10 protein-coding genes and 1 pseudogene are annotated in these 12445 nt (G+C 63.4%); 7 read left to right on the forward strand and 4 right to left on the reverse strand.

Annotation, left to right across the window (positions count from 1 at the left end; all coding sequences use genetic code 11):
- The first annotated feature begins 38 nt into the window (after positions 1 to 38).
- The 6 genes from EOB80_RS07805 to EOB80_RS07830 all read left to right on the forward strand — a co-directional run bounded on the left by EOB80_RS07805 (position 39) and on the right by EOB80_RS07830 (position 7436).
- Positions 39 to 2789 carry a DUF2339 domain-containing protein gene (locus EOB80_RS07805; RefSeq protein WP_127327233.1) on the forward strand — a complete coding sequence of 917 codons (2751 nt, stop codon included), beginning with the start codon at positions 39 to 41 and terminating at the stop codon, positions 2787 to 2789.
- A 174-nt stretch (positions 2790 to 2963) separates the two neighbouring features.
- Positions 2964 to 3482: an RNA polymerase sigma factor gene (locus tag EOB80_RS07810; RefSeq protein WP_127327234.1), complete on the forward strand. Its 519-nt coding sequence runs from the start codon at positions 2964 to 2966 to the stop codon at positions 3480 to 3482.
- Positions 3479 to 4270: an anti-sigma factor gene (locus EOB80_RS07815; RefSeq protein WP_127321389.1), complete on the forward strand. Its 792-nt coding sequence runs from the start codon at positions 3479 to 3481 to the stop codon at positions 4268 to 4270. Before EOB80_RS07810 ends, EOB80_RS07815 begins: the two co-directional genes overlap by 4 nt.
- 308 nt (positions 4271 to 4578) lie before the next feature.
- Positions 4579 to 5682, forward strand: a complete 1104-nt coding sequence (locus EOB80_RS07820; RefSeq protein ID WP_127327235.1) for a peptidase C39 family protein — start codon at positions 4579 to 4581, stop codon at positions 5680 to 5682.
- Positions 5682 to 7145, forward strand: coding sequence for a RimK family protein (locus EOB80_RS07825; RefSeq protein WP_127327236.1), 1464 nt, complete (start codon positions 5682 to 5684; stop codon positions 7143 to 7145). The genes EOB80_RS07820 and EOB80_RS07825 overlap by 1 nt, the downstream gene beginning before the upstream one ends.
- 30 nt (positions 7146 to 7175) lie before the next feature.
- Positions 7176 to 7436, forward strand: a complete 261-nt coding sequence (locus EOB80_RS07830; RefSeq protein ID WP_245466280.1) for a DUF3303 family protein — start codon at positions 7176 to 7178, stop codon at positions 7434 to 7436.
- A gap of 18 nt (positions 7437 to 7454) precedes the next feature.
- Here EOB80_RS07830 and EOB80_RS07835 read toward each other — a convergent pair whose 3' ends face one another.
- Positions 7455 to 8366 (reverse strand): LysR substrate-binding domain-containing protein, encoded by a 912-nt coding sequence (locus EOB80_RS07835; RefSeq protein WP_127327238.1) that lies wholly within the window; start codon positions 8364 to 8366, stop codon positions 7455 to 7457.
- 111 nt (positions 8367 to 8477) lie between these two features.
- On the opposite strand from EOB80_RS07835, the gene EOB80_RS07840 reads away from it, so the two are divergent.
- Positions 8478 to 9368 (forward strand): fatty acid desaturase family protein, encoded by an 891-nt coding sequence (locus EOB80_RS07840; RefSeq protein ID WP_127327239.1) that lies wholly within the window; start codon positions 8478 to 8480, stop codon positions 9366 to 9368.
- 12 nt (positions 9369 to 9380) lie between these two features.
- Here EOB80_RS07840 and EOB80_RS07845 read toward each other — a convergent pair whose 3' ends face one another.
- From EOB80_RS07845 to EOB80_RS35100, 3 genes and pseudogenes are all read right to left on the reverse strand, one after another.
- Positions 9381 to 11522: an EAL domain-containing protein gene (locus EOB80_RS07845; protein ID WP_127327240.1), complete on the reverse strand. Its 2142-nt coding sequence runs from the start codon at positions 11520 to 11522 to the stop codon at positions 9381 to 9383.
- A gap of 164 nt (positions 11523 to 11686) precedes the next feature.
- Positions 11687 to 12322: an HD family hydrolase gene (locus EOB80_RS07850; RefSeq protein WP_127271677.1), complete on the reverse strand. Its 636-nt coding sequence runs from the start codon at positions 12320 to 12322 to the stop codon at positions 11687 to 11689.
- Positions 12322 to 12445, reverse strand: a pseudogene (locus EOB80_RS35100) (folate-binding protein); the annotation flags it as partial. The gene EOB80_RS07850 and the pseudogene EOB80_RS35100, both read right to left, overlap by 1 nt.

Genomic DNA, 12445 nt, shown 5'->3' on the forward strand with positions numbered 1-12445 from the left:
AATGTCAGTGAAAACTGGCCTGGTTTGGGGGAACCGCCATGTTTGAAAGCCTGATCGGCCTTGTCGCCATCATCGCCTTGTTCGTCATCATTTCGCGCCAGCAGAGCCGCATCGGCCTTGTCGAGCGCGAGCTTGGCGCACTGCGCAGCCTTGTGCTCTCGGGAGCCGTTCCGCCTGCGGCCAGGCCGTCCGAACAGGCGGTGGCCGACAACGCGCCCGCCGATATGGCTCCGGACGCAGCGGCCGCGGCCGATATCGTTCCGCCGGAGGTAAGCGCAGCGGTCACCGTCCCGGCGCCAGCCACGGACACGGAAGACTCGACCGGCGAGATCGTCTCCGGGCCGTGGACCGCTCCAGAACCGGCACCGAAGGCAGTGGAACCTGCGGAGCTTCCCGCAGCGGCGAAAGCCGCCCGCCAATCCGATGTCGAAACCGCGCTCGGTACCCGCTGGGCGGTCTGGGTTGGCGGCATCGCGCTGGCGTTGGGCGGCCTGTTCCTGATCCGCTACACCATCGAGGCAGGTATTTTCGGTCCCGGCGTGCGGCTGACCATGGCCGGCGTGCTCGGCCTGGTGCTGGTGGCCGGCGGCGAGTTCATCCGGCGCACCGGCTTCAAGGTGCCGGTGCAAGGGGCCGCCGGCGCTTATATTCCAGCGATCCTGACTGCTGCCGGTGCCTTCATCCTGTTCGGCACCGTCTATGCCGCGCATGGCATTTACGGCTTCATCGGCCCGGCACTCGCCTTCACGCTGCTCGGCGTCATCGGTGTGGCGACGATCGCGGCAGCTCTTGTCCATGGCCAGGCGCTGGCCGGCATCGGCCTTGTCGGCGCCATGGTGACGCCGGTGCTGGTCGCTTCGCAGGCACCCAATCCCTGGGCGCTTTTCGGCTATCTCGCGATCGTGCTCGCCGCGACCGGCGTCATCGCCCGCATGCGAGACTGGAAATTACTGGTGGCGGCCGCCTTTTTCGGCACCGGTGTCTGGACCATCCTCTATATGACCGATGCGCCGGGGGCGAACCTCTCTGCCATCCTGTTCATCGACGCCGTCACGCTGGCCGTGCTCGCCCTTGTCTGGCTCGCTCGCCGTGACGACGAACCTGGACCAGCCAGGGCTTTCGACTGGCCGTCCATCGTGCCTGGCCTGTTCGTCGCATTCTCGGCGCTGGGCCTGTCGGTCGACCCGGCCTTCGCTGCCGCCGGCTACGCCTTGCCAGGCGCGGTGGTGATCGCCGCGATGGTGGGGGTCGCGCTTTATCGTCCGCTGGCGCTGCCGCTCCTCTATGCCGCGGGACTGGTCACGGTGCTGATCTATCTCGGCATCATCCCGCCAACCTCGATCGCTTCCGATTTTTCCAGCGGCGCCTTGGGCGTCGACGGACTGCCGGTGGCCACGTCCAACGCGCTGACCTTGCGCATCGGCATCGTACTCGGCCTGGTCTTCATCGGCGCCGGCTTCTGGGCCGCACGCCGGTTCGCCGCCGGCACACAGATCCGCGCGGCCTCATGGGCAGCGTGGGGCGTCATCGTCCCGCTTGTCGTCCTGCTGGCGCTCTGGTTCACATTCGGCAATCTCGACCGTGATCTTGTCTACGCCGCCGCAACGGCACTGCTGGTCGTCATTTTCGCCGCCGGCGGCGAGTGGATCGCGCGGGCCGAGGAGCCGCCGCTCAAGGGCGGTGTCGCGGTGTCGTTTGCCCTGGGCGGCGCGGCCATCGCCGGGCTGCTGCTGATGCATATGGCTTTCGATTCCGGCTGGACCACCATCCTGCTCGGTGCGGCGGCCATCGTGCCGGCGCTGACTACGCGCTGGCGCGCCTATCCGGTGCTCGGCTGGATTTCGGTCGGCGCGGTGATCGCGGTGCTTGGCCGCGTCGCTTTCGACCCGACCATCGTCGGTGCCGGGTTCCTGTCGACGACGCCGGTGTTCAACTGGCTGCTGCCAGGCTACGGCGTGCCGGCACTGGCCTTCGGCTTTGCCGCCTGGCAGCTTGCGCGCACCACGAATGGCCGGCCGCGCCTTGCCATGGAGGCGGCTGCGGCGCTGTTTGCGCTACTCACGCTCGCTATGCTGGTGCGCCACGCCATGCACGGCGGCGTCATCGACACGGGTGCCATGACGCTCGCCGAACAGTCGATCTACACCCTGATCGCCATCGGCGCCGGCGCCATCCTGGTCGCCATCGACATGCGCTCGCCAAGCTCGGTGCTGCGCTATGGTTCGATGGCCGCCGGTGTGGCCTCGGTCGCCTTCATCGTTGTCAGGCACTTCGTCGTGCTGAATCCGCTGTTGTCAGACGAATCGACAGGCCGGATCCCGGTGTTCAACCTGTTGTTCCTCGCCTATCTCCTGCCTGCGGTCGCCGCCGGGGGACTGGCGCTCTACGCCATGGACAAGCGGCCGAAATGGTATGCGCAGATGCTGGCCGTGGTGGCTGCCGTGCTTGCCTTCGCCTATGCCACGCTGTCGGTGAGGCGCCTGTTCAAGGGCGAGTTCATCGGCTTGTGGAGCGGCCTCGGCCAGTTGGAAACCTATACCTACTCGGCGCTTTGGCTGGTGATTGGCGTTGCGCTCCTCACAGCCGGTGTCTGGTTGAAATCGCAGGTGCTGCGCGTCGCCTCGGCCGCGCTGATCGCGATCGCCGTGCTGAAGGTCTTCATCTTCGACATGTCGGAGCTGGAAGGTGTGCTGAGGGCGTTGTCGTTCATCGGCCTTGGCGCCGTGCTGATCGGCATCGGCCTGTTTTATCAGCGGCTTTTGACGCGGGCGGCGCGGGAAAACGGATAAAGGCAAGCAAGAACAATAAGATTTCACCCCGACCGGGAATAAATCGGCACTAGCCAGCGTTATTGCATTGCTTGGGTGACCGGGGCGGGAGACCGCTTCGCGCTGGCCGCTTGCGCCGTGCCCGGAAGGCGCGTTCAATTGGGATCAATAAGGGCGACCTCGAAACCAGCGGTCATGGACGAAAAGAAGGCAGCAATCCTTGGCGAAATACCGCGCCTGCGCCGCTACGCACGCTCGCTTTTGCGCGACCGCGACGCTGCCGACGACCTTGTCCAGGATTGCCTCGAGCGGGCGCTTGTGCGGCTCGACAACTGGCAGACGGGAGAAAGCCCCCGGAGGTGGCTGTTTACGATCATGCATCATTTGTTCATCGACCAGATGCGCAAGGTGAACCGCCGCGGCGAGGCGGCGATGCTGCCGCTGGAGGCGGGCGAGGCCGTTGCCCAGCCGGCCGAGCAGATGGAGAGCATTGCCTCGCGCGAGATCGTCGACGCATTGCAGGCGATCAGCCCCGACCGTCGCGCAGCCCTTGTCATGGTTGCCATCGAAGGTTTTTCCTATGCCGAAGCCGCCAACATTCTGGGCGTGCCTGCGGGCACGCTGATGTCGCGCATTGCGCGCGGGCGTGAGGAATTGCGCGGGTTGCTGGACGACACGGCGCGCCGCCGCGCGATAAGGATCGTCGAGAAATGATCCGCCGCGACTTTTCCGAACGTGACATCCATATGGCGCTCGATGGCGAGCTGCCCGGCGATGAGCGCGCGGCCTACGATGCCTGGCTCGACGCCAATCCCGAGATGAAGGCCAGGAGCGCCCGTTTCACCGCCGACCGGGCGGCGCTGCGTGCCGCCTTCGCCGACGTGCTGGACGAAGCCGTGCCTGGGCACTTGCACAAGGTCGTGCTTGGCGAGGTGCCGGTCAAGGCAGCTGTGCCACGCTCACGCTGGTGGCTTGCCGCTGCTGCCGCCGTGCTTCTGGCCGTAGGCGGACTTGGTGGCTATTTTGCCGGCATCGATGGCATCGGCCAGGAGGACCCGGCCGAAGATCGGCTGGCCGAGCAGGCAATCGCGGCTCATGTCATCTATGCCGCCGAAAAGCGGCATGCCGTCGAGGTGCCGGCCAGCGACAAGGACCATCTGCAGACATGGCTGTCCAACCGGATAGGGCTGAATCTGGTGGCGCCGGACCTGACCGCCGACGGATTCCAGCTGGTCGGCGGCCGGCTGTTGCCGGCAGGCGAGAGCAAGGCCGCCATGCTGCTTTACGAGGACGGCAATGGGCAGCGTATATCGCTGTTTGTCACCACGGAATCGACGGAGAATGCCAAGGGCACCTACGCCGCCGCGCAAGATGGACCCGAGGCCGTCTACTGGCTGGACAAGGGCTATGGCTGCGCCGTGGTCGGCTCCTTGCCGCGCGAGCGGCTGGCCGAGGTCGCCAGGAGCGCCTACACGCAACTTGTGAACGGGCTGGCAAGCTGAACGGCATTGCTTTTGCCGGTGCCGTCGATCCGCGAATGCCGATCCGGCCGAAGGACCTTTCACACCCGTCGGGCCGCGTCGGACTTGTCACAATTCGGCCCTAATCGAGGTGCGATAGCGCTTGATGAATGCCGTCGCATCGCCCCGGAAATCGGAAGCGGTTTTTGGAAACACGAGGCGAGATTCAAGGTGGTGGAGCGGACTTCGTGCGCCCAGGTGGACGCCGGTTTTCCCAACGCCCTGGTCGGCGTCAAGGACGTGTTCGAGTAGGGCCATTTCCACCACCAATCGAGGTTTTCTGAAGCCGCATGCCTGCCGAGATCCGCACGGCCCGCGCGTCTGACGTCGATGATCTCGCCGCCATTGAGAAAGCTGTTTTCTCAAGCGACCGTATTTCCCGCCGCTCCTTCCGCCTGTTCATCGAGCGTGAAACCGCCGAGACGCTGGTCGCCGAGGTCGATGGCCGCCTGGCCGGCTACGCGATCGTGCTGTTTCGCAAGGGCAGCGGGGTGGCGCGCCTCTACTCCATTGCAACCAGTCCGTTTTTCGGCGGGCTGGGGGTCGGCCGCATGCTGCTCGAATCCGCCGAAGATGCCGCCTTCGAGCACGACCGCATGATGCTGCGTCTCGAAGTTCGCGAGGATAACAGCCGCGCGATCCGCATCTACGAACAGGCCGGGTATCGCAAGATCGGCCGCGAGCCCGGCTACTATGAGGATGGCGAAACGGCACTTCGCTACGAAAAGACCTTGCGTGGCGACATTCCGATCGCCACCAAGGTGCCGTTTTACCCGCAGACCTGCGAATTCACCTGCGGCCCTTGCTGCCTGATGATGGCGATGGCCAATTTCGATCGCGGCTTCGTGCCGAATCCGGTCATGGAAATCCGCCTGTGGCGTGAAGCGACGACCGTCTTCATGATGTCTGGTCCCGGTGGTTGCGAGCCATTCGGCCTCGCTGTCTCGGGCTACGAAAGCGGGCTCGCGGTGGAGATCTACGTTTCCTTCTATGGCGCGTTGTTCCTGCAATCGGTACGCAGTGAGGACAAGCGCAGGGTGATGGAACTGGCCCAGGTCGACTTTCGCCGACGCGCGGAACTTTACGGCATCCCGGTGAATTACCGTGCATTCACAATCGACGATATCCGCGCTGCGATCGCTGGGGGGAAGCTGGTGCTGGTGCTGATCAGCGGCTTCCTGATGTTTGGCAAGAAGGTGCCGCACTGGGTGCTGGCGATCGGCGATGACGGCGACCATATCCTGATCCACGACCCTTGGGTCGAGGACGAAAGGCAGGAGACCATCCTTGATGCAGCCAACATTCCCGTGCCTTACGGCATCTTCATGAACATGGCGCAGTTCGGTCGCGATGGATTGCGTGCCGCCATCACTCTGGGAAAGCGTGACAGATAATGACCTGGGTCATCCTTACCGGCAGGCAGAGCGATCTCGACCAGGTGGCGACACCGCACAAGATCATCACCAATCGCGACTATCTCGCGCACCCGTCACTGTTTCGCGGCCAGCGGCCGAAGGTCATCAACCTGTCGAACAATTACGGCTACCAGAGCCGCGGCTACTATGCGTCGCTGCTGGCAAGCTCGCGCGGCCACAAGGTGATCCCGACGGTCGAAACGATGATCGACCTGTCGGAGCGCAAGCTCTATGAACACGCGCTGCCGGAACTGGAGCTGGCGCTCAACAAATGCCGCAAGGATCTCGCCGGCGTTTTTCCGCAAAAGGTCTGCATCTTCTTCGGCATCGGCCCGTCGAAAATCTGGGACCGCTTCGCCAAACTTCTGTTCGACTGGTTCCGCGCGCCGGCGCTCGAAGTCCACATCAAGGACAGCGCCGAATGGGCCTCGATCCGCAAGATCGGTTTCCATCCGCTGGCGCGGATGACCGAGGACGAGGAAAAAAGCTTCATCCAGTGCCTGGAGACCTACACCAACCGCGAATGGCGCGACACCAAGGGCCGCACGCCGGCGCGCTACACCTTCGCCACGCTGGTCGACCCGCATGAGGAATTGCCGCCATCGGAGATATCGTCGCTGCGCTATTGGGCCAAGATCGCCGAGAAGATGGGTGTCGAAATCGAGCCGATCACCAAGCGGGACCTCGCCAAGCTCGCCAATTACGACGCGCTGTTCATTCGCGAGACCACCTCGATCTCCAACCACACCTATCGTTTCGCCCGCCGCGCCCAGCAGGAAGGCATGCCGGTTATCGACGATCCACTGTCGATGATCCGCTGCACCAACAAGGTCTATCTCAACGAGCTGATGGCCTACAACAAGGTGCCGGTGCCGCCGACGGTGATGATCGCCGGCACCTCGGATCTCGAACTGGCAGCGCAGACGCTGGGCTTTCCGCTGGTGCTGAAAATCCCGGATTCGTCGTTCTCGCGCGGCGTCAAGAAATGCGCCAATTTCGAGGAACTGAAGACGCTTGCTACCGAATGGCTGGAGGATTCCGACCTTCTGATCGCGCAAAAATTCATTCCGACCGAGTATGACTGGCGCGTTGGTGTGCTCGGCGGCCAGCCGCTGTTTGCCGTGCATTATCTGATGGCCAAGAAGCACTGGCAGATCGTCAACCACAAGGCCAACGGCAAGCCCGACCAGGGCGGCATCAAGACCTTCACGCTGAAGGAGACGCCGGCGCATGTCGTCGAGACGGCTGTAAAGGCGGCGCGCTGCATCGGCGACGGGCTCTACGGCGTCGACCTCAAGGAGACCAAGGACGGCGTCTTCGTCATCGAGGTCAACGACAATCCCAACCTCGACCATGGCTGGGAGGATTCCGGCGAGAAGGACGAGGTCTGGGTGCGGCTGACGCAGTGGTTCTTGGAGCGGCTGGACCGGCCGGGGCGGTAATTTGATCGGGGGTAGAACATGCAGTTTATCGTGATCGAGGATTTCACCGGCTGCGATCGCAAGGAGATCTATCGCCGCTTTCGCGACCGCGGCCGCCTGAAACCGGACGAGCTTCTCGTGCACCACAGCTGGATCGCGGCGGACATGAGCCGCTGCTTCCTGATGGTGGAGACCGATGACGTCACGCTGCTGCAGCGTTGGGTCATCGAATGGGCCGATCTGGTGGAGTTCGAGATCATCCCCGTGGCGACAAACAAGGACATGGCTGAGGCCTTGAGCGGGCACCTCTGATCATCGCGGCACTATACGTCAACGCAGTGCCGGCGAGTTCACTGCGCGTCGGCATTCGTCGATCAGCCACTGGCGAAACGCCGCCACGACGTCGCGCCTGGCGCTGCGCTCGGGGATCGTCAGGCAATAGGGCTGGCGTAGCTCCAGTGCCTGGGCGAGGGGCCTGACAAGCCGGCCGTCTTCCAGCGCCTCGGCACAGTAGATCCCTTGCGCCAGCGCCACGCCCAATCCCGAAATCGCAAGGTCGAGCGCTGCGCGCGATGAGTTGGCCGAGAGGCCGCGCTGCGCTGCCCGGCCGGGCTCGATACCGGCCGCCTCGAACCAGTTGTGCCAGGACGGAAAGGACGCACCAGTCGGTCCCCAGCCCGTGTGGATAAGCGGCAGGCTGGCCAGGCCTTCGGGTTTGATCGTGTCCGCCAGCCCGGGCGCACACACGGGATAGACTGCGTCCTGGACGATGTCCTCGGTCGGGTGCTCGCGATAATGCGGCCCATAGGAGAGCCTGATGTCGATCAGTTCACGGTCGAACGGCACCGGGTCGTCGTCGCCTCTGAGCGATATGTCGACGGCGCCATGGCTAGAGGCAAAACCAGCGAGACGCTGTGAAAGCCAACCCATGGCCATGGATGGCGGCACCGACACCACAAGGCGCGGGCGGAACGTATCGCCGCCCAGCTGGCGCGCGACGCTGCCGATCTCCTGGAAGGCCATGGTCAGCCTGGGCAGCATCTCGACGCCGGCCTCGGTGAGGACGACGCGCCGGTTGACGCGGTGGAACAGCTTGCGGCCCATCTGCTCCTCGACCGTGCGGATGAGCTGGCTGACGGCAGCGGCCGACACCGAAAGCTCTTCTGCTGCCGCGGCAAAGCTGCCTGTACGGGCCGCAGCCTCGAAAGCTTGAAGTCCTTTGAGAGAGGGAGGTACGGCCATAATCACCGAATAGATAAGTTCAGCTTATCTAGATTGCAGAAATCGTCGTTTTTGGAAAGGTTGTTCATTGGCTACAGTGGGTTCATCAAGCTCCAGTCTGGATCGAAGCACGTGGATCATCGTGACGTAATTTCATCGTTGACGCAGGAGGAGCGCAACCGGCTGACCGCCAAGTCTGATGTTGCGGGCCTCGTTCAGCTTGCTGCTCATTGGGGCGCGATCGTGGTCGTCGGATCGCTGATCGCCGCCAAGGTGCCGTTCTGGCCACTGCTGATGCTGCCGCAAGGTATCCTCATCGTCTTCCTGTTCACGCTGCTGCACGAGACGGTTCATCGTACGGCTTTCGAGGCGCAATGGCTGAACGATGCCGTGGCGCGGGTGTGCAGCCTGGCGATCGCGCTCCCGGCCGACTGGTTCCGCTACTTCCACTTCGCCCACCATCGATACACGCAAGATCCCGACAATGATCCGGAACTGGCGTTCCCCAAGCCGGAGACATGGCGGCAATACCTCGTCCACATATCCGGCATCCCGTTATGGTGGGGCCACCTGAAGACGCTTTATGCCAACGCGGCGGGCGGTGGTCGCGAAAGCTACGTTCCGCCAAAGGGCTATGACAAGGTGCGCATCGAGGCACGCGCCATGATTGCCTTTTATGCCGTGATCCTTCTGCTGGCCGTCTATTTCCGGCTCTCGGTGCTTGTCTATGTCTGGATCTTGCCCGCTCTGTTGGGGCAGCCGTTTCTGCGCCTCTATCTCTTAGCCGAGCACGGCCGTTGTCCGTTCGTCGCCAACATGCTGGAGAACACCAGGACCACGCTGACCAATTGGCTGGTCCGCAGGCTGGCGTGGAACATGCCGTTCCATGCCGAGCATCATGCCTATCCAGGCGTGCCGTTTCATCAACTGCCGCGGTTTCATGCGCTGATCGAGCGGCATCTCAAGATGGTCGAGCCCGGCTATGTCAGCTTCCACGGCAAATACATCGACACGCTGCGTTGACGATGGCCGGCCTCAGCCGGTCTGGCTGTGCAGCGCTCGGGATTTCAATAGACGCTGGATCTCGGCGGCCGTTGACGGCACGCCGATCAGATAGCCCTGCGCCTCTGTACAGCCATTGCCGCGCAGGATGTCGAGTTGCACCTCGGTCTCGACCCCCTCGGCGGTGACAGTGATGCCAAGCTCGGCGCCCAGCCCGATGACGGTGCGAACGATCGCCGCGGCGTCCCGATTGCCCAGGTCGTGGATGAACGAACGATCGATCTTGATCTTGTCGACGGGAAAACGCCTGAGATAGCCGAGCGAGGAATAGCCGATGCCGAAATCGTCCAGCGCGATGCGGATGCCGAGTTCGCGCAACTGCCGCAGCGGCCTCAGCACCGCCTCGCTTTCGTCCATTAGCACGGTTTCGGTGATTTCCAGCTCCAACCGATCGGCTGGCACGCCGGAGAAAGCCAGCGCCGAGATGACGCTGCGGGCGAAGCTGCCGCTTTTAAGTTGCACGGCCGAGACATTGACCGCGACGCGCAGGCCGGCGGGCCAGTCGGCCGCCGCCGTGCAGGCTTTCCTCAGCGCCCATTCGCCAAGCGGCACGATCAATCCGGTTTCTTCGGCGGCCGGAATGAAGCTGTCCGGCGCCACCGTGCCGCGTGTCGGCGAATGCCAGCGCATCAAGGCTTCGGCGCCGACGATCTCCCCGGATGCGATGTTCATGATGGGCTGGAAGTCGAGGTCGAATTCCTGGCGCGGCAGCGCGGTCTCGAGGTCGATCTCCAGCGCACGCCGTGCCTGTACCATAGCGTCCATTCCGGGTTCGAAGAACCGATACTGATTGCGCCCTTCGCTCTTCGCCCGGTAAAGCGCTGTATCGGCGTTCCTCAGCAGCGTGTCGGCATCTCCACCGTCGTCGGGGAAAACCGCGATGCCCAGGCTGATGCCGACATGCATCTCGCGGTTCTTGTCGCGGAACGGTTTTCCGATTGTCTCGACGATGCGCTTCGCGAGTTTTTCTGCATTGGCAATGCCCTTGAAGTTGAACTGGATGATGACGAATTCGTCGCCGCCGAAACGGGCGACGACGTCGGTTTCGTTGTGCAGGCAGCGCTGCAGCCTCTCGGCCACGCTCTTCAACAGCCAGTCGCCGGCCGGATGTCCCCAGGTGTCGTTGACCGCCTTGAAGCGATCGAGATCGAGCGAAAAGATTGCCAGCGGCGTGACCGCCGTGGCTTCCAGCGCAAGGTCGAGCCGTTCGCGAAACATCGAGCGGTTGGGCAGTCCCGTCAGCGTATCGTGATGCGCAAGATGGGTCATGCGCTCTTCGGTGCGGCGACGTTCTGTGACGTCGTCGAAGGTCACTACCCAGCCGCCGCCGTTCATCGGCCGGCGTGTTACCAGAACCGTTCTGCCGTCGGTAAGATGCCGGTAGGCCGAATGCATTTTTGCCGCCGTCAGGCAGGCTTCGGTCTTGGCGACTTCGCTGTCGACGTCGATCTCCGTGTAGATGCCGAGTTCCAGCAATCGTTCGAGCGCTTCGCGATGCGTGGTTCCAAGCGGGAAGTCTGCCGCGGTGACATTGTAGAGCTCAAGAAAACGCCGGTTGCGCACGATCATCTTGCCGTCGGCACCGTACATCAGCAGGCCTTGCGACATGTTGGCAAGCGCTGCGTCGAAGCGGCGGTGCTGCTCCTTGAGATCCTCTTGCGCGCGGCGCTGCTCGGTGATGTCCTCGTAGATCGAGACCCAGCCGCCCAGAGCCAGAGGGCGGTGCGAGATGCTGACGATGCGGCCGTCCGACAGTGTTTCTTCGTAGGTCGAGGGCATTGCCTGATCGATATAGGGCTTGCGGATGGCGTAGAGTTCGTCGGCGGTTTGCGAGGCGATGCCGATATCGACGCTGTGGCGCAGAATGTCGAGGAACCGGATGCCGGGCCTTATGACGCTGGCTTCGAGGCAAAAGATGTTCAGGTAGTTGCCGTTGCAGATGATCATCCGCTCGTCAGCGTCGAACATGCACAGGCCGTGCGACATGTTCTCGACCGCAGCCGAAAAGCGTTGGTTCTGCTCGCGCAGTTCGTCTTCCATGTGGCGGGAGCGGTCCATGCCTTCGGCCTCCCGTTTCGGGATGGTCGAACCATCCTTGGCATCAGCGACGGGCATGAGCGCGCCTGCGGACCGTGATCGAACGCGCTATTGTGGCCGCCGCCGGTTAATTTAGCGTTTTAATGCATGTCGCCCAAAAGTGACCTCGGTTTTGGGGGAAACGACATGCATAAAACAAGACCTAAAGCGCGGCGCATGAATCCGTTTCAGCGCGACGCGCTTTAGCCAATTGCGGTTGCCGAAACCTGGTGCCGCGACGTCTCGATCGCGGAAAACCGCTTCAGGAACGCATTTTGCGCCCAGGTCACCGAGCGTGGCGTGAAATCGAAGCGGTCGGCATTGAAGCCGCGCGGACGGCCGAAGAACTCGGTCGCCTCGGCGGTCGAAAAGCCGGCGAGCAGCGTTGCCTCGAAATAGGCGGCGATCTGGTCGGCGCGCTTGATCTCCTTGCGCAGCGCAGCACTTGGCTCCTGCGGCAGCGAGAAGCGCAGATGGATGGCGCGCTGCAGCCGCAACTCACAATCCTTGTAGCTGCCGCCCATTACCGATTTGAACGGCGAGATCATGTCGCCGATGACATATTCGGGTGCGTCGTGCAGCAGGGCCGCCAACCGGGCGTCGGCCGAAGCCTCGGGCACCAGGTCGCGGAACAGCGCTTCGACCAGCAGCGAGTGCTGGGCAACCGAAAAAGCATGCTCGCCGCTGGTCTGGCCGTTCCAGCGGGCAACGCGGGCGAGCCCGTGCGCAATGTCTGAAATTTCGATGTCGAGCGGCGAGGGGTCGAGCAGGTCGAGCCGGCGGCCTGACAGCATGCGCTGCCAGGCGCGTGCCGGCGCGCCGACGCGGTCGGCCGCCATCAGGCCTCCTCCGCGCTGACGGCTTCCTGCGGGAAGGCAAATTTTGCCCAGCGGGGAATGGCTAGTGTAACCGGAATGTTCGCCGCCATGATCGGCAGGTCGGCGTCGAGCGCCGCCTTGATC

Origin of the sequence: Mesorhizobium sp. M7A.F.Ca.MR.245.00.0.0, from assembly GCF_003997415.1 — a bacterium.
GTDB lineage: Bacteria > Pseudomonadota > Alphaproteobacteria > Rhizobiales > Rhizobiaceae > Mesorhizobium.

Coding starts and splice junctions, on each gene's coding strand:
- EOB80_RS07850 (WP_127271677.1), bottom strand. CDS start 12,322: ATGGCGGCCGACCGCGTCGGCGCGCCGGCACGCGCCTGGCAGCGCATG.
- EOB80_RS07845 (WP_127327240.1), bottom strand. CDS start 11,522: ATGCCCGTCGCTGATGCCAAGGATGGTTCGACCATCCCGAAACGGGAG.
- EOB80_RS07815 (WP_127321389.1), top strand. CDS start 3,479: ATGATCCGCCGCGACTTTTCCGAACGTGACATCCATATGGCGCTCGAT.
- EOB80_RS07835 (WP_127327238.1), bottom strand. CDS start 8,366: ATGGCCGTACCTCCCTCTCTCAAAGGACTTCAAGCTTTCGAGGCTGCG.
- EOB80_RS07820 (WP_127327235.1), top strand. CDS start 4,579: ATGCCTGCCGAGATCCGCACGGCCCGCGCGTCTGACGTCGATGATCTC.
- EOB80_RS07805 (WP_127327233.1), top strand. CDS start 39: ATGTTTGAAAGCCTGATCGGCCTTGTCGCCATCATCGCCTTGTTCGTC.
- EOB80_RS07810 (WP_127327234.1), top strand. CDS start 2,964: ATGGACGAAAAGAAGGCAGCAATCCTTGGCGAAATACCGCGCCTGCGC.
- EOB80_RS07825 (WP_127327236.1), top strand. CDS start 5,682: ATGACCTGGGTCATCCTTACCGGCAGGCAGAGCGATCTCGACCAGGTG.